We start from the raw sequence: 21,312 nt of genomic DNA on the forward strand, positions 1-21,312 counted from the left end.
TACTCTATTAGTATTAAGATTCTAAAATCTTTTGAATATCCTCAATATAAGCCTCTTTCGAAAATCTTTTCTGATATAAACTAAACCCTTTTTTTGAAACACTTTTAATTAACTCTAGATTATTAGAAATTTTAAAAATAGTTTTTGCCATTTCTTCTGGACTAGGCTCACAAAAAAACATAGTTTCTTCATTTTCAAAATATTCGCCTAAGGCTTTTGTTTTTTGTGAAAGAACAGGTATTTTCATAGAAACTGCTTCAACAGCTTTATTTACCATTACTACTTTTGCTTTTTCACTATCTCCAAAATTACCAAAGGCAATATCACAATTTTCAATCAAAAACTTATCTAAAGATTTATCTGCAAAAGTTTTTGTATTATCAATTTTTACAACATCATTTAATTCTAACTCATCAATCATTTTTTGATAAGAAACTGCTTTCTTATCAGCTGTTCCAAAAAGATGATACTCAAAAGAAATATCACTTTGTTTTAAATACTTTGCAGATTCAATAATTTTATCTAAACCATGAAGAGGGATATAACTTCCCCACCAACATAAAATTAATTTTTTTGTTTTTAAATTTGCATAATTTAATTGTGCTATCATTTTTGATTCTGTAGCAAGAGGAATTAAATGTATTTTAGTTGTTGTATTACTTCGTTGTACTACATCTAAATAATACTCTTTTTCTGAGTTATTTAAAAAAATTAAATCACTACTTAAATCAATAATATTTTGGTCAAACTTTTTAAGAGCTAATGCATTTTTACTATTCTTATCAACTCTTTTTTTATCATTAACATAAGTATCATATTTAGAAATGTAAAACTCAGTAACAACTTTTTTATTCATTAATTTTGCAAGTTTTAATTTTAAAAAACTGATTTTTCCCATTGGTAATATAAAAATAATATCAGAGATAAGAAATTTAGAAAAACTACTTAATGAGTTTAAAAAATTAGGTAAAAGTAAAAATGCTTTTTTTAATAAATTTTTACTATTTACCTTAAAAAAATGTGTATCATCATAGGAAAAGCTATATTTGTTAGAACCCGAAACAAAATCAAGTAATAATCTTGCTCTTGTAGAACCTCTTAAGTTTCCTATGATATAAACACGTTTTTTTTCTAACATTTAATAGTAGCCTCTTTTATCTTTTTAATCATATATTCTAATTTTTCATCACTCATTCCTGGATATACTCCTATCCAAAAACTATCATTCATTATCTTTTCTGTATTAGGTAAATCACCAATAACTCTATAATCTACATCTTCTTCTAAATGATCAAAAATAGGATGTCTTAAAATATTACCTGCAAATAAATTTCTTGTTTGAATATTACTATTTTCTAAATACTCTACTATATTATTTCTAGTAAAGTTTGCTTCTTCTGTTAAAGTCATCATAAAACCAAACCAACTAGGATCACTATTTGGCTGAGCTTCTACTAATTGAATCTCTTTAACATCTTTTAATCCATCATAAAGTTTTTTATAATTTTCTTTTCTTTTTTCAACAAATGAAGGGAATTTTTCTAATTGTGCACATCCTACAGCTGCTTGCATATCAGATACTTTTAAATTAAAACCAAAGTGAGAATATACATACTTATGGTCATATCCAACAGGTAAAGAACCAAACTGTTGAGTAAATCTTCTATTACATGTATTGTCTACTCCACTTTCACACCAACAATCTCTACCCCAATCTCTAAGAGAAAGCATGATTTTTTTAAGAAGAGGATTATCTGTATATGTTGCACCTCCTTCTCCCATTGTCATATGATGAGGAGGATAAAAACTTGAAGTTCCAATATCTCCCCAAGTTCCAGTAGGTCTACCTTCATATAAAGAACCTAAAGCATCACAGTTATCTTCAATTAACCATAAATTATGTTTAGTGGCAAACTCTTTTACTGCTTTTAAATTAAATGGATTTCCTAAAGTATGTGCAATCATAATTGCTTTTGTTTTGGGACTTAAAGCTTTTTCTAATTCAGTAACATCAATATTTGCATGAGTTAATTCCATATCTACAAATACAGGAACTGCTCCATATTGTACTATTGGAGCAATTGTTGTCGGGAAACCAGCTGCAACAGTAATAACCTCATCACCTCTTCTTACTTGTCTCTCTTTCAATAGTGGAGATGTTAAAGCATAAAAAGCTAAAAGATTTGCACTACTTCCTGAGTTTACTAAAAAAGTCCATCTTACATTAAGATATTTTGCAAGTTGTTTTTCAAACTTTTTAGAATAATCTCCATAAGTTAACCAAAAGTCCAAAGAACTATCTACTAAATATTGTAACTCTGTTTCATCAAAAACTCTACCTGCATAATTTACTCTACTTTTACCCTCAACAAATTCTTGATTTAAACTTGGTTTATGTACTAACTCATAGTACTCTTTTGTTTTATTTAATATCTCTTGTTTTAATTCTTCTTCTCTTGTCATTTTATAATTCTCCAATAGTTTTTTTAATTGCTTCTTCTAAGGTATATTTAGGACTCCAAGATGGAATAAGTTCTCCATTTTCCCAAGGTTGCATAACTTCTCTTTGTCTATATTCTCTACCACCCCAAATAATATTAAGTTTACTATTTGTAGCTTTTTCAAATATTTTTGATAACTCTTTTAAACTAGCTCTTGTTTGAGACTTAACAGCAAAAACTTTATCTTTAAAGCTTAATGCCTCTTTTGAGCTTAAATGAGAAATTAAAATCTCATATGCCAAAACTACATCTTCAATATATGAAATATCAATTATTTGTTCACCTGCTGACATTTCCAGTGTTTCCCCTGACATTGCTATTTTTGCCCATAAATTAAAAACTTTATTTCTTGTATCATTTGGGCCAAAAGTATCATTTAGTTTTATTGTAGTGAAAATTAGATTTGAAGTTTGAGTATAATATTTTGCAATATTTTCAAAAGCTTCTTTTGTTGCTGCATAAAGATTAACAGGATTATAATCTTTATTTTCATAGTTTTGCCAAAAAGTACCAGTGTTAATAAACCACTTTACTTCACTTTTTTTGCAAGCTTCCAAAACCATTGTTCCAAACTCAATATTTGAACTAATTAAATTTGCTATATCATTTGTTTTGTGTTCTGATAAAAAAAGTGAAGCTAAATGTATTACCCCATCAAACTTCTCTTTTTCAAAAACTTCTAGTAGTCTATCTATTTCTTTATCATATGTAATTATTTTTGCTTTTTTATGTATTGTAGAACAATCACTATTTTCTCTAACTAAACAAAATATCTCTATATCTTTTTTTAATAAAAGTGTTACTAAGTTTTGTCCTATAAAACCTGTTGCTCCAGTTACTAATATTTTCACTTTTCTTCCTTATAAAAAAAGTTACTCTCATATTCTTCTAAGGAATTAAAAGACATATCTCTATCTGATATTTTAGGAGAACCACATTGCCAATCAAAACCAAAAGAGTCATATCTTATTCCCTCATCATTATTAGGAGCATAAGTTGTTGTTTGCATATAAGTCACATTAGTATTATCTTCAAGTGATTTAAATCCATGAGCTAAACCTTTTGGAATAATTAAGATTTTTCCATTTTCACTTGATAGTTCAATACTAAAACTCTTACCAAAAGTAGGAGAACCTTTTCTTAAATCTAAAACTACATCTAATATTTTTCCAAAGGGTACATAAACAATTTTTATATGATCATATGGAGGTGTTTGAAAATGCATTCCTCGAATTACATCTTTATGTGAAATTGAATAGTAAGTCTCTTTTATTGAAATATTTAAATTATGTTCTTGAAAAAAATCATTATTAAAAGTTTTAATAAATTTTCCTCTTACATCTTCAAATATCATTGGTTCAAATATTTTTAATCCAGGTATTTTGGTTTCTACTATTTGCATTAAATTGCCCACTTTAGTTTTTTTGTTTTTGCAGCTACAATATAAGCTTCTAAATCCTCTTTAGTAAGATTTTTTTCTTCTTCATAAAAAGATTTATACCATTTTACAGTTTTTTCAAAAGTAGTATCACTATCCCAAACATCATTCCATTTTAATAATATATGAGCTTTAGAACAATCTAGTTTTAAAAGATTTGCTTCATGTAAGGCATTTGGGTCTTGATTTATTTCATAATCAATTTTATCCCAATATTTTTTTACATTTTTTACTACTTGTTCTACAGTTATACTTCCCTCATCACTTGGTCCAAAGTTCCAAGCACTAGCAAACTCTACTTTTTCTTCAAGAAGTTTTTGGCCAATATTTAAATACCCACTTAATGGTTCAAGTACATGTTGCCAAGGTCTTGTAGCATATGGGCTTCGAATACTTACTTTTTTATTTTGAGAAACAGAAAGCATAATATCAGTAATTAATCTATCTTTAGCCCAATCGCCACCACCAATTACATTTCCAGCTCTACAAGAAGCAAGAAGAGTATTATGTTTTTTCTTATAATCTTTTATATTAAAATAAGAGTCTCTATATGAGTTTGCCAAGATATCAGCACAACCTTTTGATGAACTATAAGGGTCATATCCTCCCATTGGATCATTTTCTCTATATCCCCAAACCCACTCTTTATTTTCATAAGCTTTATCACTTGTAATATTTACAATGGCTTTAACATTAGCCTTTCTACAAGCTTCAAAAACCTTTAATGTACCAATAACATTTGTTTCATATGTTTCAATAGGATTTTCATATGATAATCTTACTAAAGGCTGAGCAGCTAAATGAAATACAATATTAGGTTTATACTCTTCAAAAACTTCATTTAATTTATCTAAATTTCTAATATCAGCGATAATTGAAGTGATATTTAGATTTAATAAAGAGATATGATTAGGAGTTGTTGGAGCTTCTAAAGAATAACCAATTACATTTGCACCCATCTGTTCTAACCAATAACAAAGCCATGAACCTTTAAAGCCAGTATGTCCTGTAACTAAAACTGTTTTATCTTTATATATTCCACTAAATAAGTTTTGCATTACCAAACTTTCCACGGTGCTTTTTTTGTTTCCCAAAGTTTTTCTAATTGTTGTTTATCTCTTAAAGTATCCATTGGTTTCCAAAAACCATCATGTTTATAAGTATAAATTTCTCCATCTTTTGCTAAATTCATTAAAGGTTCTTGTTCAAAAATTGTACTATCTCCTTGTGTGATATAATCAAAAACTTTTGGTTCACATACAAAGAAACCAGCATTTATCCAACCACCCTCACCTTTTGGTTTTTCTTTAAATTCAATTACTTGATTATCAGAAGAGATTTCTAATGCTCCAAATCTTGCATCTGGTTGGGCAGATGTCATTGTCATTGCTTTTCCATGAGATTTATGAAACTCTACTAATTCTTCTATATTAATATCACTTACTCCATCTCCATAAGTTAACATAAAAGGTTCATTTCCTACAAAATCTTGTGCTCTTTTTACTCTTCCCCCTGTCATACTATCAATTCCTGTATCAAGAAGTGTGATTTTCCAAGGTTCACTAGAATTATTTAATACTTCCATTTTTCCTGTTGAAATATCAAGTGTTACATCACTTTGATGTAAAAAATAGTTTGCAAAATATTCCTTAATATAGTAACCTTTGTATCCAAGTAAGATTACAAATTCATTAAATCCATATTTTGAGTAAATTTTCATAATATGCCATAGAATAGGTTTTCCTCCAACTTCAACCATAGGTTTTGGTCTTAAATCTGTCTCTTCTGCTAATCTTGTTCCTAATCCACCAGCTAATAATAATACTTTCATTTTTTACCTTTCTACTATTTTAATAAATATTTATTTACAAATTTTTCCCATCTTCTACTAATTCGTCCTCTTGCAAAATATGGAATTTTATTTGGCAAAGTAAAATGAGATACATCTCCTAAGCCATCAATTAAAACTAAATCAAAATCTGTTTCGCTATTTTTTCTAAGCAATATATTTTTAGGCATCATTCCATAATTAAAAATAATACAGTTATCCAAAAAATATTGTCTATACTCTTCTAACTCTTTTTGATAAGCTTCTACACCATTCTCTTTCAGATAAAAAGCAAAACTTTTAGAAACTTCACCATCATAATCACGAATCAGTTCAATAACAAACCCAGGTCCCTTATTAGTTTCAACTTCACCATAAAACTTAGGTAGATGTTTAAAGTTTTTCATTCCTCTTTTTTCTAACTCTTTATAATAAGAGATTTCTTTTTGTGACTGCTTACTCTCTTGTCTTTGGTTACCTTCATAAGTCACTTTTACTGTTTTGTTATCATCTTCAGGGTGCACATATATTGCTCTTTCATTACCCTTTGCTATAAAATCTTCATCTTTTAAAAATAACACTTATTCTCCTAAAGTTGGCTAAAAAATTCACTTAGTTTATCAAACTGTTTTTTATTATCAAAAAGCTCTTCTGCTTTTTTCTGACCTGCTTTTGCAAGCTCTTTTCTTAAAGTTTCATCTTTATATAACTTCTCTATTTTTAAAGCTAAATTTTCATAGTTTCCACTTTCAAATAGTAAGCCAGTTTTCTCATCATCTATTATTTCTAAAACTCCACCAGAGTTTGAACCAATAACACAGCTACCATTTCTCATAGCTTCAATGGTAACTAAACCAAAAGTTTCATTTTTTGAAGTCATTAAAACTACATCACAAGCTTGCATAAACTTATGTGGCTCTTTTGTAAAACCTACAAATAAAACTTGTTCTTCTAAATTAAAATCTATAACTCTTTGTTTTAATTGCTGTAAATACTCATCACTCATGGCATGACCCACAATATATGCTTTGATATTTAAATTTTTCTCTTTTAAAAGTTTCATAGCTTCTATAAGTAGATGTTGTCCTTTAAACTCATTGATTCTTCCAATAAGTCCTAACATAAAAGAGTCTGCTACTTGTAACTCTTTTTTAAACTCCTTTATTTCTTCAGCATTTAAAGCTTTGCTTTCATTTGCCCCAAGATATAAAGTTAAAGTTTTAGGTCTAATATTTTGAGGAATAAACTTTTTTATTTGCTCTTCTAAAGCTTTTGTAACACAAATAATTGTATCAATATTTTTATATAAAAATTTATGATAAAAATCACTTTTAAATCTTGTCATTGTCATATGTCTTGTTTGTACAATCTTTGGTTTTCTTTTTGAAAAAATTTTAGAAAGAACAACAATAGGAAGATCCTTTGTCCAATGAAGATGAATAGTATCAATATTTTGTTTATCAATGATTTTTGCTAATTTTAAAGATGCACTTATAGAAAAACTACTTTTTCTATTTATTTCAAACTTTTGAACATCTTGAATGAAATCTTTTAGTTTTGATTTTGAAGCGACTACACACGAAACATCAAAACTCTTTGATAGTTCATTTGTACATCTACTCATATAAAGTTCTAAACCACCTAAATCAGGAGATAAACAAACTTCTAAAATCTTTTTATTTTTCATTCTTTTGCATCTCAAGCATTAAAGCATATTTCATATAAGAGCTATATGCAGAAATTACAGCAACATTCCAACCATGAATCCCATGAAAAGCTCCACCTTTTAGAACTAAAGCTTTAAATAAAGCCCCTACTCCGTGAACAAAAGGGTCTAAAGAGTTTGCTCTTTTTCCTGCATCATATGAAATTTGAGCCCCTCTTTTGATAAATTTTTCAGTTGTTCTTATCATCTGCACATAATCTTCATAAGAGTAATGAAGCATATCAGCTTTTAAATCACAAATATTTTTAGCTTCAACTTTTGCATGACCTTTTAATTTTGAATATCCACACTTGTTTCTATTATAAAGTCTTGTTACTCTATCTGGATACCAAAGTTTGATAAAGTTGTCTCCTACATAAGTCTTTCTAGCAAAAGAAAAACCATCATATTCTGTATTATCTAAATCAAGTTTTTTAATCTCTTCAATTGCATTTAAATCTAATCTCTCATCAGCATCAATACTTAGTACCCAATCATATTTTGCAAGTGGCTCACCAAAGGCTTTTTGAGGGCCATCTCCTAAATACTCTTGTTTTATAACTTTTGCACCTAAACTTTCAGCAATTTCACAAGTTCTATCAGTACTTAATGAGTCAACTACTAAAACCTCATCACAAACTTCTTGTACGGATTTTATTACAGCCTCTATATTTTTTTCTTCATTTAATGTAATTATATTTGCAGTGATTTTCAAATCTTGCGACCTTATCTTAAAATAGTATATATTATATAACAAGTTTAATTTAAATTCGATATAATCGCCTTTTTAAAGGTAATTAATGAAACAAAAAACTGCAGTTATATGTCTATCAAGAGTAAATGGAGGAATGGAATTAGCCTCTGTTAAATTAGCAAGATTATTAAGTAGTGAAGTTGAAGTTGAGTTTATAGCGAGGGATAATAGTTATATTCTAAATAAAGAAGAACACTTTAAAGGCTTTAATATAAAAGTACATGAAGTAACATTTTCTAGTAATTTTAGTTTTAAATTAATAAAAAGTGTTAGAGAGATATTAATCAATAGCCAAATTAAAAATGTTATCTTCTTAGGTGCTTCAGAGATGAAATCTCTTTATTTTGCAGCCCTTGGCTTAGATATAAATTTTATTATTAGACAAGGTTCTAAAAAAACTACTTCAAAAAAAGATATTTTTCATAAACTATTTTATAGTAAGGTTAACTATTTTGTTGGAAATTGCGAGTATATGAAGCAAAATATAATTGATATTTTACCAATTGCTAAAAATGCACAAGTAAAGAGAATTTACTCTTCTTTAAGACTTGAAAAAAATATATCATTTAAAGAATTTAATAATAAAATTGACTTAGTTCACGTGGGAAGGGTTCATCCAGGAAAAGGTCAATTTGAAGCTATAAAAGCTTGTGATATTTTATTTAAAAATGGTTTTGATTTTAACTTAAAACTCTTAGGAGATATCCAAGATAAAAACTATTTTGAAAAGATAAATAACTATCTTGAAACTCTTGAATATAAATCAAAAATAGAGTTTGTAGGATATACAAGTGAAGTAAAAAAATATCTTCAAGAAAGTGATGTTTTTATCTTCCCAAGTTTAGGAGAAGGTATGAGTAACGCTATTATTGAATCACTTGGATTTGGACTTATTCCAATTATCTACAATGATACCTCTTCTCCTGAATTTAAAGATTTAGGTTTTCATATTCATTTAACTTCAAATAACAGTGTTGAAGAACTTGAAAGTATTGTATTAAATGTAGCTAAGAATTTAAAAGAAGAAAAAATAAAAGCAATGCAAAATCATCCAAAAGCTTTAGAGGTTTTTGCATTACAAAGAGAACAAAGGGAGTATTTAGAGCTTCTTATTTAATAAACTTAAAAAATATTTATTAAAAGAGTATTTATGAGGCAAAGACTCTTCAAATCTTTTCCACAATCTTTTTATCTTTTTTTGAGTAAATAAAGGGATATATTTTGAAAAAGGTAAAAAGTCATTATTTACTACCCCATCAATTAAAATAAGTCTAGCTTCATTTTCATTTATTTTTTGATAAAGCATATTTTTTGTATTTAAATCTTTTACTACGATATTCTCTTTTAGGGTATATTGTTTTAAATCTTCAAGAAGTTTTATTGGAGTTATTAAAGTTTTTGTTTTTTCATCTTTTTGTAAATAAAAAGATAAAGTTTTAGAAACATTTCCATCATAATCTCTAACTAAATCAAAGACTTCACCCTTTCCAAGAGAGGTATCTATGCTACCATAATATTTTGCTAAAAAATCCCAAGAGATTTCTCTTTTTTGTAAGAATTTATAATATTTAATCTCTTTTATAGTCTCAGAATAATCATTTGAATGAGTTATTTTTATACATTTATTTAAATCCATTGGGTGAACAAAACAACTTCGATTTGTTCCTTTTCCAATTGGTTCAATACTGTTTAAATCAATCATTTAGAACTTTGAATATAATCTAAAATCTTTTGTGCTCTTGCACTCCAAGTATGATAATTTAAAAACTTTTCATAGGCATTATTTGCTAGTTTTTCTCTTTTTTCTTTATCTTCAACCAATTCATTAACTGCATTTTCCCAAGCATTTATATCTGAACTATTAACTAATAAAGCACATTCATCATTTAAAGCTTCATATACAACTTTAAAATTTGAACAAATAATTGCTTTTTTTGAAGACATATATTCAAAAAGTTTAATAGGAGACATATATTTACTTGACCTATTTCCTTCATTATCACTTTGATAAGGAGCTAAAAGAATATCACACATATTTCTATATTTATAAGTCTCTTTAGGTTCTACAAAACCATGGAAAATAAGATTCTCTAAATTTTCTTTTGATTTCCAAAATTCAATATCTTTATCTTTTCCACCAATAATATGAAAAGTTGCATCTGGAATCTTTTTTGCTAACTCAATAATAATATCAATTCCTCTTCCTTTAAAAAGGCTTCCTACATATCCAATTTGAACTCTATTTTTATCTAAAGTTATACTTGAAGGTATTTTATCATCAGGAATAATATTTGTACCATTACTTGCTGCTAAAACTGAATCTAAACTAATATTACAACTTTTATTGTACATCTTTTTAAGTTCATTAGAGTTCACAACTAGCTTTGCTTTGTTTTGATTATTTTTAATAAACTTATCAAAGAAAAAGTCATTAAAATCTTTTCCATCATAAGGTTCATGTTTTTCAAAAAGAGAAAAATATCCACTTTTTTGAGTTAAATAAAAAGCAAACATATCATCTCTTCCATAAACAATATCAGGATTAATTTTTTGAACCTCTTTTAAACATTTATATGAATAAATTCTTTTTTTAAGATATTTAATATTAGGAGAAAAAAGCTTTTTTAACTCAAAGTTTTTTTCAACTCCATAATATTCAAATAAATCCTCTATATTTTTTTCTTCAAGTTTTTTTGTCCAAGGAGCTAAAAGAGTAACCTCATGTCCTAAAGATGCAAAGGCATTACACATCTTCATTACATGAATACTATTTGCTGTTCTTGAAGGGATTATTGATCTTGAGATATATACTATTTTCATTTTTTTCCTATCTTGTTATACCTATAATTAAAAATAAAATAACAAAAGTACTATATTTTAGAAATACTTTTTTATCAAAATTTTTAAAAGTAATATTTTGCTCTTTATTTGCAATCATTGCTGAAATTAAAACTACTATTAATGGTAATTCAAAAGTTCCGTAAAACATTCCTCCTGCCATAAAGACTAAAGTAGAAGCCACTAAAATAACAATTATATCTTTTTTTTCTCTTGATATATTTTTATAACTTAACAAAGAGTATATTAAAAAGAAAAAAGAAGCTAAGCCAATAATTCCTATTTGCATTGGAATTTGTACATATACATTGTGAGGTTTTGCAATTTCTCGTAATCTTTTTTCTTCATCTGGAATTTTTGCTCTAAGCAAATCCATATGATCCCCTGTTCCAACACCAAATAAAAAGTTTTCTTTTATTACTTCAATTGAATATATTGTTAAACCTATTCTTTGTGCTGTTGAACCATTTTTATAATACTCTTTATTTTCAATACCTTTTTGAAAATTAATAAAAGCTCTATCTATTCTTTGATTTACTGTTTCAGAAAAACTATAAATAGATAAACAAACAATAAAAACTAAAAAAACTGAAGATAATAGAAGTTTTATATTCTCTCTATAAGTGATTACTATCGTAATAAAAATTACTACAACTAAAGTCATATATCCTGTTCTACTTGCTATAAATGACATATTTACTAAAGCAAAAACTAATCCTACAAAAGCAATAATTTTTTTAAATTTTTCTTCATTTTTAAAATTTAAAATATAATAAAGCAAAAAGCCTACAACAAAAGAAATTCCAACACCATGTTCTCCATGAGCTAAAAATGGTGCTGGGCTATAAGCAAAAGTTTCCCAAATCTCATATTTCCCAATTGTGAACACATAAGGTAAAATTTGAAGATGAACTAAATATGAAAAAAGAATAGAAACAAACATTCCAATTATAAATGCTAGGAAAATTCGAAGAACAAATCTTATATCTAAAAAAGATAAAAAAACTAAAGGGAAAAGAAGATACTTTAACCTATCCATTTGATCTTTACCATAATCAATATTATCCGTATATATCATTCCTATTGCATGTAAAGCATAAAATATTAAAAAAGCTTGAACTATTCTATTTGAAAAAGCCTCTTTTAAATAAAACCAGTAGTCTCTTCTATATATAAAAAGTGCTAACATTGTAAAAAATAAAGAACTCTTCGCTCCATTATGTATAGGAATTAAAAAAGCATATAAAACTAAAAGGTGATTAAGCCAAAGAGTAATTTTATCTTTAGTATTTTGAGAAGGTGCTCTTAAAATATTTGTCATTCTTTTCCTTTTTTATGATAATAATTAATCAAGTATTGAGTTATAGCTAAATTTGCTTTATAATAATTTAAAACCTTACTATTTGTTTGTTCTTCTATACTTTTCAATTTCTCAACTTTCTCTTTGTTTGTAACTATCATTGAACCATTAAATCCATAATGCGCAAGTGAGGAATCAAAAAGATTAGCTCCAATTGATATATATTCTTGGTCTTTTAAAGTCAAGTTATAAAGTGTTGGAAAAATATCTTTATGAGAACCGGTAACTTTTGTATCAACATCTATTTTTTCTTTTAATTCTTCTTGTAAATAAAAATATAAAGGTATGTTTTTAGAGTTTAGTAATTGATTATCATCATACTTCATTATTCCATCAATTGTATTATTATCAGCTGTTACTACAACTATTGTATTATCTTTAAATTTACTCTTTTTAAACTTATCAAGAAAAACTCCAACTTGATCTACTGCATAAGCATATGACTTAAATCTTTGTTGAGCTAAATCAAAGTCTCCTGTAATATGATTTTTTATTTCATCATTATAGATTAAACTCTTTGATTTGCAATCATTTGGAATATTGTAGGGAGGATGATTATTTGTACTAAGGGCTACTATAAACTGTTTTTTATCACTAATTTCTAATTTTTTTAGAATATGTGAATATAAATACTCATCGAATATCCCCCATGGATGAAAATATTCATCTTTTTCTTTATTAATATTTTCAAGGTGATTGAAAATATTTATTTTACCTTCTACATTATCATAACCTTGATGTTTAACAAACTGTCCTAAACTTCTCCATGTTAAATCACCACCATAAATAAAACTTGTTTCATATCCTTGACCTTTATAAAGGAAAGCTGGGCTATATGCAAAACTTGTTTGCTTATAAATAGATTGAGAAAAGGCAAAAGATGTTGGTCTATGTGGAATATTTAGCAATAATGCCTGTAAACTTGAAATTGTACCATCACCTGCAGAAATCATATTTGTAAGAAGAATATCTTTATCAAAATGTTTTTTTAACTCACCTAAGATATTAAACTTTTCACTTTGATATTTTAATATTGGCAGACCAAAACTCTCTACCATGATTACTACAACATTGTACTCTTTATCATCATTTTTTTTAGTTTGATAAGTAATATTTTTTAATAAATCTTCTTTATTTATATCACTTGTCCCTTTATAAACTTCAAAAGCTTTTTCGATATTTCCTTTGTATCCTGTTGCTTTAAGCAAATCATATTTTCTTGCTAGATATTTTTTCCTTGCACTTAAAGCATTTGTGTAAGCTCTAAATCCATTATGTGATATTTTATTTATAAACTCATTAGTTGATACATTTGGAATCATTTTTCCTAAAGGATACATTCCTAACGTTCCCCTAACAGCTAAAAAGTTTAATATAAATAGAATTATAAAAATAAGTGCAGATATCTTAAGACCTAAAAAAGAGTTATAGTTTTTATTCTTTATTGAAAATATTTTTTTAATTGATAAGAATAAAAATGCTAGATATGCAAAGAAAATAGCTAAAATCAATACTACATTATAATTTTGCCAAAATGTTATCATTAAAGCTTTTGTATCATCATCTAAAAGACCAAAAAACAAAATGTTTATATGTTCTTTAAAATATGAATAAAAACCAAAATCAGCACATAAAAGAAGACTCACTATAAAAAAGAAAATAAATAGATAATAAACTAAAAACTTTTCAAAATAGTTTAATAAAACTTCTTTTTTTATGTAGTATAAAACTATCAATAGTATTGTTGGAATAGCTTGGATGTATCCAATTACAGTTAAATCAATTCTAAAACCTAAAATAAAAGCATTTAGAATATCTAAATAAAAACCATCTAAACTATTTAAAGGTGAATAATAAAAGAAAAAAACTGTTCTAAAAACAGACATAACTATCAAAAATAGAATATGTGCAAAAATTAGTTTTCTAAAAATATTTAATGTCTTTGACATAATAACTTGATTCATAAAATCAACCTTTTAGATTTTGTAAAATAGTAAAAAGTTTAAAGAAACCTTCACCATCTCTACCTATGATTTTCTTAATAAATTTATTCTGACTAAGAGTTATAAGAAAAGAGATTTTATTTGCTAACTTTTTAAGTTTTTTTCTAAACTCTTTATTTTGAGGCACTAATTTTATATATTCTTTAATAATAAAGTCATAATCAAGCTCAAAACTAGACCTAGTTTTTGTTAAAGACAATAAAAATAAAATTAAATCTCTAAACTGTAATGTCTCTAAAGAAATACTTTCATCAAAGCTATCTTCAAAATCTATTACTGTGACTTTACCTTCTTTATAAATAAAGTTTCTTGCTTGTGCTCCACCATGAAACTCTTTATTATTGTGAATTAATGCTAACTCTTTTAGCATCAAATCAATATAGTAATACATCTTTTCTTTTGTTATATCTCTTTTTCTAATATAAGAGTTAACCATTTTTCCAGAGTCTTCTAAAACAAAAAACTCTTCATTTTTAAAAGCTATATTTGGAGTTTTAATACCTTTTTCTTTTAGTCTTGCTATTTTTGTAGTTTCAAAGTTTAGACTCTCTTTATCACTCTTACTTTCAACAGGAAGTAATATATCTATAGAAGTTAATTTATAAAAAAGTTTATGTATTAAATTAGATTTAGTAGCTCTTGCTCTTTTTAACCAATATTTTTGCTGTTCATACTCAAAAGAGAAGATTTCTTGATTATTACTTTGAGATAACTCTTTTACAAGCTCTTCAAGCTTTTTATCAATATTTGAACTTATGCCCATATAAGTATTACTATCCATGAAGTTACATGAAGCCCAATTGTAAACATAACAGCAGTTGAACCTATATCTTTTGCAGTTTTAGCTAAAGGGGCATGCTCCTTTGTTACAAGGTCAACTACATTTTCAATTGCAGAGTTTATAAGCTCTACAATTAAAACTAAAATACCAGTTACTAAAAGAACAAGTTTATACATTAAAGAAACATCTACAAGTAAAATTCCTATGATAATAAAGATTGCACAAAAAAGTTCAAGTTTGAAAGAGCTTTCTGTTTTAAAAGCATGTTTAAATCCATCAAGGGCATATTTTGTATTTTTAAAAAGGTGATATTTAGGTTTATTATTCATTTAGTTTCTTTTATATAAATTCTTATAAAATTTTTTCCATCGTTTATGTTGCCAAAACCATAGAGCAGGAGTCTCTTTTATCTGTTCTTCAATAACATTAGCTTGCAATTGTGTAAGCTCTTTTATTTTATCTTCGATTTTAAACTCTACTTTTAAAGGATCAATTGCATCATATACTTTAATTGTATAATCTCTAAAATCATTCATTACTGCAAATATAGGGATAATCACTGCATCGAACTTTACAGCTAATCTTGCTGTTGAATCAGTAGCATAAACTTTTTTCCCAAAAAATTCTATTTCCATTCCATTTTTCATATGTTGATCAATTGCTACTGCTACATTATGTCCTTGTTTAAAAGCTTTTAACATACCCTTTGCTGCAACTTTCTTTTCAAGCATTACGATATTATTTCTATCTCTTGCTTTTACATACATATCGTTTATTAAAGGATTATCCATTTTTCTATTTACAACTGCTAAAGTTCCATACTTTAAAGCAGTATAAGGAATAGCTAACTCCCACCCACCATAGTGTGCAGTGATAAAAATGATTTTTCTTTTCTCTTCTAAAGCATTTAAAATAACTTCTTCATTCTCTATTACTGCTTTTGCAAACAGTTTTTCCTTTGAAATTGATTGATTTTCTACAAATTCAAACATATTAAAAAGAAGTGATTTATATGATTCATAGATTATTTTGTTTTTTTCATCATCTGATTTTTTATCTTCAAAAGCCAAATCTAAATTTACTTTTGCAATATGCTTATGCTCTTTATTAAATCTAAAAGCCAGTTTTGCACATAAAATTAAAATTTGTTTTACAAAGGCTTTAGGAAGAAAAGTAAAAAGAAATTTAAAAGAGACATATATGTAATATACTAAATATTCTTTAACGCTTGCCTTCAAACAATAAATCCTTCATTATTTCTACTATTCTATTTTCATCAATATTTGCTATTGAATAGTCATCTTTATTTAATCTTTCAGGATTAACTTTAGACTTTGATTCAATAATTTTATTTATATCTGTTTCATAAGTGTTTCTATACCCTGGAGTACAGCCAAATATTGTTATAGATGGAATATTTAAAGCCCATGCCATGTGAGTAGGCCCAGTATCATTTCCTATAAGTAAATCTACTTTTGATACTAATGCTTTTAAGTCATTTAAACTTAATCTTGGTAAAACTACAGCCTTTGAAGTTTTTGCGATAGTTTGAGCTATGCTTTTTTCTTCTTCATTTCCCCAAGCAATAATAAAATTTTCATCTATACTATTTACTATTTTAGCGAATTTCTCTTTAGAATACATTTTTGAAGGCCAACTAGCACCAACTACAAGTAAAATATTCTTTTTTTCTTTACTTAATAGATCACTAAAATCAAAGCCATCTTTAAAATATAAAAAAGGCTTTTTATCTAAAATAGATTCTTTATTAAACTCTATATTTAAAGGTTTTAATAAAATATCTAAATTTCTTTCAATAACATTTTTAGAATAATCAGAATCAATCTTTTTGTTATATAAAGAGGATGATAAACTCTCTCTTGTAGAAGTTTTACTAAACCCTACTCTATTTTTTCCAAGTAGCTTTGAAACTATTGCTGATTTTATTAAGCCTTGAGCATCAATTACTAAATCATAGCTATTTTTTGAATATTTTCTTATAAGTGAAATTTGTGAAAAAAGTTTTGTCTTTTTCTTTTTTATTGATTTTAAATCAAGTGCATAAATATTATCAATATCAGGATTATCTTCTAATACACCTATAAATGCTTTTTCAACAAACCAATCAATTTCTATTGAAGGATTAGCTTTTTTAATAAATTGTAAGGCAACCATGGCATGAATAATATCACCCATGGCAGATAGTTTAACAATAGCTATTTTCATGAAACTACTTTTACTTTTACACCCTTAGGAGTTTGAATCTTTTTAACTTCACTTTCTACTAAATATATAGGTCTTTCAAGTGATAGTTTTAGCTTACTATTTTTTAGTTTATAAGTAACATTTGGACTTGACATATCTTGATTAATAGTTAAGTTAAGACTTATCATAAAAGATAACCACTGCATAGTTTCATAACAAGGTAATAGCTTTGAATACTTTTCTAAATCACCTTTTTTAGGTAAGCTTTTTTTAGAAAACTTAATCATATGAGCAACAGTTACCCGTGAAGAGTGTAAGAAATCATAATTTAAACCATTTAAGATGAAATCAAAAGTATTATCATTTGATTTATAGAAGTTAAGTGTTGTACCAATTGAGTGAAGCTTAGAAGCTATTACTAAAAGTGTTTTGTACTTATCATCTAAATTATGAAGTGGCTTTAAGGCTTCAAAAATTTGTCTAGCGTTATTACCTAAATAAGCACTTTGCTTAGGACAAATTTCAAACCTATCAAGTAAACTTCTTACACTCACATTATAGTTTGCTGGAAATTTACAATTGTTAGTTCTTAAAATATCTGTTAAATAAACACCTTCTCTAACACCTACACCAGAAGTGATTACTCTTGTAGTTTTTAACTCTTCTAAAATAGTTTTGAAAATAAAAGTACCCTCTTTTATTGTGTCATATCTATCTTTTTTTACACCTATGTGCTTCAAAGAGTTATTATTTTTAGCTCTTAAAATATCATCAAAGATATAAGAGTTTAAATCAACAATATATGAAAAACCATGTAAGATATCTAAAGGGTACTCAGTTTTTTTCATTATGATTTTACTAAGTGCCCTAATACTTCCACCAATACCAACTACAGTATTAGGAATAGAATGACCACAGCCTTTTACTTCTTCAAGTTTTTCTAAAATATAATTTCTAGCGCCTTCTAAATCACCTTTACTAAAGAACAGTTCATTTAATCTTACTGTTCCTACATCAAGTGATATACAGTCAACAATTTGTCCATCTTTTATAAATGCAAACTCAGTAGAACCTCCACCTATGTCCACAGTTACAAACTCTTGACCATGTATTAAATTTAAAGCAGCAACCCCACCATAATAAGCCTCTTTTGGCCCATCAATAATTCTGATATTTAAACCTAATTCATTTTTAACTCTATTAGTAAAAATTTTTGAATTTGGCGCATCTCTTAGTGCTGATGTAGCAACGCAAATAATTTTTCTTGATTTTAGTGCTTTAGAAATATTTAAAAAAGATTGCAAAGAGTTAAATGCTCTTTGCATAGGAGCTTCTTGAAGATTACCATTGTTCTCATAGCAACCTTCAGAGATTTTAACACGACTTTTTGTCTCGTTAATTAAGTTAAAAGAAAATCTACTACTCTTTTCTAAAACAACCATACGCATTGAGTTTGACCCAATGTCTATAATAGTTGTTACTTTAGCCATTACGCTTCTTCTTCTTGAATCTGCTCGTATTTAAATTGTAACTCTTCCATTGTTTCTTGATTATCTGGATCTACAATGATACAATCAACTGGACATACTTCAATACATGCTGGCTCTTCAAAGTGACCTACACACTCAGTACATCTATCTGGATCAATAACGTATATTGGATCACCCTCTTCAATCGCATAGTTTGGACATTCTTCTCTACATGCATCACATGCGATACAATCATCTGTTATAATTAATGACATAAACCGTTTCCCCAAGTAAAATATAGTTTTGGAGTTATAACCTAAAAAACTTTAATTATTTCTTTAATTAGTAGTAAATTGCTATAGTTTTTAGTGATAATTAAGAATTCATCATTTTTGAAGATTTCTAAGTCCTTATTTATATACAAAGAAGCAGCTATATCAAACTCCCTTAATTTACCTGCAAAAAGTACAAATTGATAATTTCTTGCATTTGCCAGTGATAAAGCAGCAGCCCCAGGACTTCGATATTTAATAGAATTTTCTTTTAGTTTTAGAGCTATCTCTGGATAAGCATATGCTCTTTCAAATATTGATATATTTGGATTACTATTCTCATAAGAACTTAAAAATTGCTCAGTTAAAATATTTACTCTATTTACATCTTCATTCTCACGATAAACTAAAACTGCAGTACATAAATTACATACATAACCAGCAATATATTCATCATTTTTTTTAACAGCAACAGATGTTCCATAGTATTCTAAACTAGAAGCAAAGTTATGACTTCCATCTAAAGGGTCAATGATAATTTTGATATTTGAATTATTTGATATACTACCTACTTCTTCAGAAAAAATATCCCCAAAAGAAGAGAGATATTTTATAAAAATATTTTCAGCAATAATATCGATATTAAGAGTTTTGTCTCCACCAAATCCAATTTGAGAAGACTCTTCTAAGTCAGATTGAGTCATATGGGTATTAATATACCCATACAACTCTTTATTTGCTTGAATAACTGCATTTGTGAATGAGTTATAATCAAACATGATATTAAGATAGAGCTTTCACTATCTCTTTTGCTGCTTCTCTACCATCAAGAGCAGCAGTTACAGCTAAGTGAGCACCTCTTTGGCAATCTCCACCTGCATATACTTTTTTGTTTGAAGTAACGTAGTTGTTTGTTTCAACTCCACCCCAAGAGTTTGTTTCAATATTTAACTCTTTGAAGAATTCTGGAATTTCAGGAGAGAATCCTAATGCCATAATTACAACATCAGCTTCTTCAACATATTCACTTCCATCATTGATAACAACTTTTTGTCTTCCAGATTCATCTGGTTCACTCATTGAAGTAGTAAGAAGTTCAACACCAGTAGCAACTCCATTATCAACAACAATAGACTTAGGACTTACATTAAATTGATATTCAACACCCTCTTCTTTTGCATTAACAACTTCTTTTTTACTTCCTGGCATATTTGCTTCATCTCTTCTATAAAGACATTTAACAGATTTTGCTTTTTCTCTTACAGATGATCTAACACAGTCCATAGCAGTATCTCCACCACCAATTACAACTACGTTTTTATCTTGTACATCAATAAAATCTACATCTGTATTTCCAAGGTTTCTTTTTTGAATTCCTGTTAAGAACTCCATTGCTAAGTGTACATTTGAAGCATTTTCACCTTCAACACCTGCATATCTACCTTTTTTAGCTCCAACTGCTAAATAAACAGCATCAAACTCTTCTTCAAGCTCTTTTGCAGACTTATCTTTGCCAATCTCACAGTTTAAGTGAAGTTTCATACCAGCTTCAATTAACCAGTTCATTCTTCTTTCAACTGTAGATTTATCAAGTTTAAATCCTGGAATACCATACATTAATAATCCACCAGCTCTGTCTTCTCTTTCAAACATTTCTACTTGGAAACCTTTTCTAAGTAAGAATGTAGCAGCAGAGATTCCAGATGGTCCTGAACCAATAATTGCAACTTTCTTGTCAACTATTTTATCTGTAAAAGTTGGTTTCATTCCATTTTCAAATGCTCTTTCACTAACATGAGTTTCAATTGCACCAATTGAAATAGCTCCATGTCCAGTGTTTAATGAACAAGCACCTTCACAAAGCACATCTTGAGGACAAATTCTTCCTAAGATTTCTGGGAAAGGAGAAGTTTCATTTGATAAAGCAAATGCTAATTGCATATTTTTTTCAGATGTTTGTTTTAACCATGCAGGAATATAGTTTCCTAATGGACATCCTGTATGACAGTATGGGTCACCACACTGCATACATCTGTCTGCTTGCTCTCTAGCTCTATGCTTACCAAATACTTGATAAACTTCATTATAATCTTTTAATCTTTGTAATACGTCTCTTTTTTCAGGACTAATTCTTTCAAATTTAGTAAAGTTTAACATC

General features: G+C 27.4%; 22 protein-coding genes. 1 reads left to right on the plus strand and 21 read right to left on the minus strand.

Going from position 1 to position 21,312, the window contains the following annotated elements; genetic code table 11:
* Positions 1 to 13 precede the first annotated feature (13 nt).
* The 9 genes from CRV03_RS03370 to CRV03_RS03410 are packed head-to-tail and all read right to left on the minus strand — an operon-like array spanning position 14 to position 8,187.
* Positions 14 to 1,138, minus strand: coding sequence for a glycosyltransferase (locus CRV03_RS03370; protein WP_129083736.1), 1,125 nt, complete (start codon positions 1,136 to 1,138; stop codon positions 14 to 16).
* Complete coding sequence (gene rfbH, locus CRV03_RS03375; protein WP_129083737.1) at positions 1,132 to 2,463, minus strand: lipopolysaccharide biosynthesis protein RfbH; 1,332 nt, start codon at positions 2,461 to 2,463, stop codon at positions 1,132 to 1,134. Before rfbH ends, CRV03_RS03370 begins: the two co-directional genes overlap by 7 nt.
* Before the next feature lies 1 nt (position 2,464).
* On the minus strand, positions 2,465 to 3,352 hold the full coding sequence (locus tag CRV03_RS03380; protein WP_129083738.1) for an NAD(P)-dependent oxidoreductase: 888 nt from the start codon (positions 3,350 to 3,352) through the stop codon (positions 2,465 to 2,467).
* Positions 3,349 to 3,903, minus strand: a complete 555-nt coding sequence (locus CRV03_RS03385) for a dTDP-4-dehydrorhamnose 3,5-epimerase family protein (RefSeq protein ID WP_129083739.1) — start codon at positions 3,901 to 3,903, stop codon at positions 3,349 to 3,351. The genes CRV03_RS03380 and CRV03_RS03385 overlap by 4 nt, the downstream gene beginning before the upstream one ends.
* A complete protein-coding gene (rfbG, locus tag CRV03_RS03390) occupies positions 3,903 to 4,997 on the minus strand; it encodes a CDP-glucose 4,6-dehydratase (protein WP_129083740.1) in 1,095 nt (364 codons plus the stop codon). Before rfbG ends, CRV03_RS03385 begins: the two co-directional genes overlap by 1 nt.
* Entirely contained in the window at positions 4,997 to 5,770 is a 774-nt protein-coding gene (gene rfbF, locus CRV03_RS03395) for a glucose-1-phosphate cytidylyltransferase (RefSeq protein ID WP_129083741.1), read from the minus strand. The genes rfbG and rfbF overlap by 1 nt, the downstream gene beginning before the upstream one ends.
* Positions 5,771 to 5,784: 14 nt before the next feature.
* The gene (locus tag CRV03_RS03400; RefSeq protein ID WP_129083742.1) at positions 5,785 to 6,348 is read right to left on the minus strand and encodes a YrbL family protein; all 564 of its coding nucleotides are present in this window, start codon (positions 6,346 to 6,348) and stop codon (positions 5,785 to 5,787) included.
* Positions 6,349 to 6,356: 8 nt separating this feature from the next.
* A complete protein-coding gene (locus tag CRV03_RS03405; RefSeq protein WP_129083743.1) occupies positions 6,357 to 7,454 on the minus strand; it encodes a glycosyltransferase family 4 protein in 1,098 nt (365 codons plus the stop codon).
* A complete protein-coding gene (locus tag CRV03_RS03410) occupies positions 7,444 to 8,187 on the minus strand; it encodes a glycosyltransferase family 2 protein (RefSeq protein ID WP_129083744.1) in 744 nt (247 codons plus the stop codon). Before CRV03_RS03410 ends, CRV03_RS03405 begins: the two co-directional genes overlap by 11 nt.
* A gap of 85 nt (positions 8,188 to 8,272) precedes the next feature.
* Between CRV03_RS03410 and CRV03_RS03415 the strand changes: the two genes are divergently transcribed.
* The gene (locus CRV03_RS03415; protein WP_129083745.1) at positions 8,273 to 9,343 is read left to right on the plus strand and encodes a glycosyltransferase; all 1,071 of its coding nucleotides are present in this window, start codon (positions 8,273 to 8,275) and stop codon (positions 9,341 to 9,343) included.
* Here CRV03_RS03415 and CRV03_RS03420 read toward each other — a convergent pair.
* Genes CRV03_RS03420 through CRV03_RS03475 form a run of 12 tightly spaced genes read right to left on the minus strand, consistent with a single transcriptional unit; the run spans position 9,326 to position 21,311 of the window.
* Positions 9,326 to 9,928, minus strand: coding sequence for a YrbL family protein (locus CRV03_RS03420; RefSeq protein ID WP_129083746.1), 603 nt, complete (start codon positions 9,926 to 9,928; stop codon positions 9,326 to 9,328). The two genes, CRV03_RS03415 and CRV03_RS03420, sit on opposite strands and share 18 nt — an antisense overlap.
* Positions 9,925 to 11,046 carry a glycosyltransferase family 4 protein gene (locus tag CRV03_RS03425; protein ID WP_129083747.1) on the minus strand — a complete coding sequence of 374 codons (1,122 nt, stop codon included), beginning with the start codon at positions 11,044 to 11,046 and terminating at the stop codon, positions 9,925 to 9,927. The genes CRV03_RS03420 and CRV03_RS03425 overlap by 4 nt, the downstream gene beginning before the upstream one ends.
* 7 nt (positions 11,047 to 11,053) lie before the next feature.
* Entirely contained in the window at positions 11,054 to 12,385 is a 1,332-nt protein-coding gene (locus CRV03_RS03430; protein ID WP_129083748.1) for an O-antigen ligase, read from the minus strand.
* Positions 12,382 to 14,388, minus strand: a complete 2,007-nt coding sequence (locus CRV03_RS03435) for an LTA synthase family protein (RefSeq protein WP_129083749.1) — start codon at positions 14,386 to 14,388, stop codon at positions 12,382 to 12,384. Before CRV03_RS03435 ends, CRV03_RS03430 begins: the two co-directional genes overlap by 4 nt.
* 4 nt (positions 14,389 to 14,392) lie before the next feature.
* Positions 14,393 to 15,208 carry a hypothetical protein gene (locus CRV03_RS03440; protein ID WP_258238994.1) on the minus strand — a complete coding sequence of 272 codons (816 nt, stop codon included), beginning with the start codon at positions 15,206 to 15,208 and terminating at the stop codon, positions 14,393 to 14,395.
* Positions 15,181 to 15,537 (minus strand): diacylglycerol kinase, encoded by a 357-nt coding sequence (locus CRV03_RS03445; protein ID WP_129083750.1) that lies wholly within the window; start codon positions 15,535 to 15,537, stop codon positions 15,181 to 15,183. Before CRV03_RS03445 ends, CRV03_RS03440 begins: the two co-directional genes overlap by 28 nt.
* Positions 15,538 to 16,446 carry a lipid A biosynthesis lauroyl acyltransferase gene (locus tag CRV03_RS03450; RefSeq protein ID WP_129083751.1) on the minus strand — a complete coding sequence of 303 codons (909 nt, stop codon included), beginning with the start codon at positions 16,444 to 16,446 and terminating at the stop codon, positions 15,538 to 15,540.
* The gene (waaC, locus tag CRV03_RS03455) at positions 16,430 to 17,434 is read right to left on the minus strand and encodes a lipopolysaccharide heptosyltransferase I (protein ID WP_129083752.1); all 1,005 of its coding nucleotides are present in this window, start codon (positions 17,432 to 17,434) and stop codon (positions 16,430 to 16,432) included. Before waaC ends, CRV03_RS03450 begins: the two co-directional genes overlap by 17 nt.
* Complete coding sequence (locus CRV03_RS03460; protein ID WP_129083753.1) at positions 17,431 to 18,903, minus strand: Ppx/GppA phosphatase family protein; 1,473 nt, start codon at positions 18,901 to 18,903, stop codon at positions 17,431 to 17,433. The genes waaC and CRV03_RS03460 overlap by 4 nt, the downstream gene beginning before the upstream one ends.
* Positions 18,903 to 19,157 carry a YfhL family 4Fe-4S dicluster ferredoxin gene (locus CRV03_RS03465; protein ID WP_129083754.1) on the minus strand — a complete coding sequence of 85 codons (255 nt, stop codon included), beginning with the start codon at positions 19,155 to 19,157 and terminating at the stop codon, positions 18,903 to 18,905. Before CRV03_RS03465 ends, CRV03_RS03460 begins: the two co-directional genes overlap by 1 nt.
* A gap of 41 nt (positions 19,158 to 19,198) precedes the next feature.
* Positions 19,199 to 19,933 carry an inositol monophosphatase family protein gene (locus CRV03_RS03470; RefSeq protein WP_129083755.1) on the minus strand — a complete coding sequence of 245 codons (735 nt, stop codon included), beginning with the start codon at positions 19,931 to 19,933 and terminating at the stop codon, positions 19,199 to 19,201.
* 4 nt (positions 19,934 to 19,937) lie between these two features.
* Complete coding sequence (locus CRV03_RS03475) at positions 19,938 to 21,311, minus strand: glutamate synthase subunit beta (RefSeq protein WP_129083756.1); 1,374 nt, start codon at positions 21,309 to 21,311, stop codon at positions 19,938 to 19,940.
* Position 21,312: the final 1 nt, after the last annotated feature.

Source organism: Arcobacter sp. F155 (assembly GCF_004116455.1).
GTDB lineage: Bacteria > Campylobacterota > Campylobacteria > Campylobacterales > Arcobacteraceae > Halarcobacter.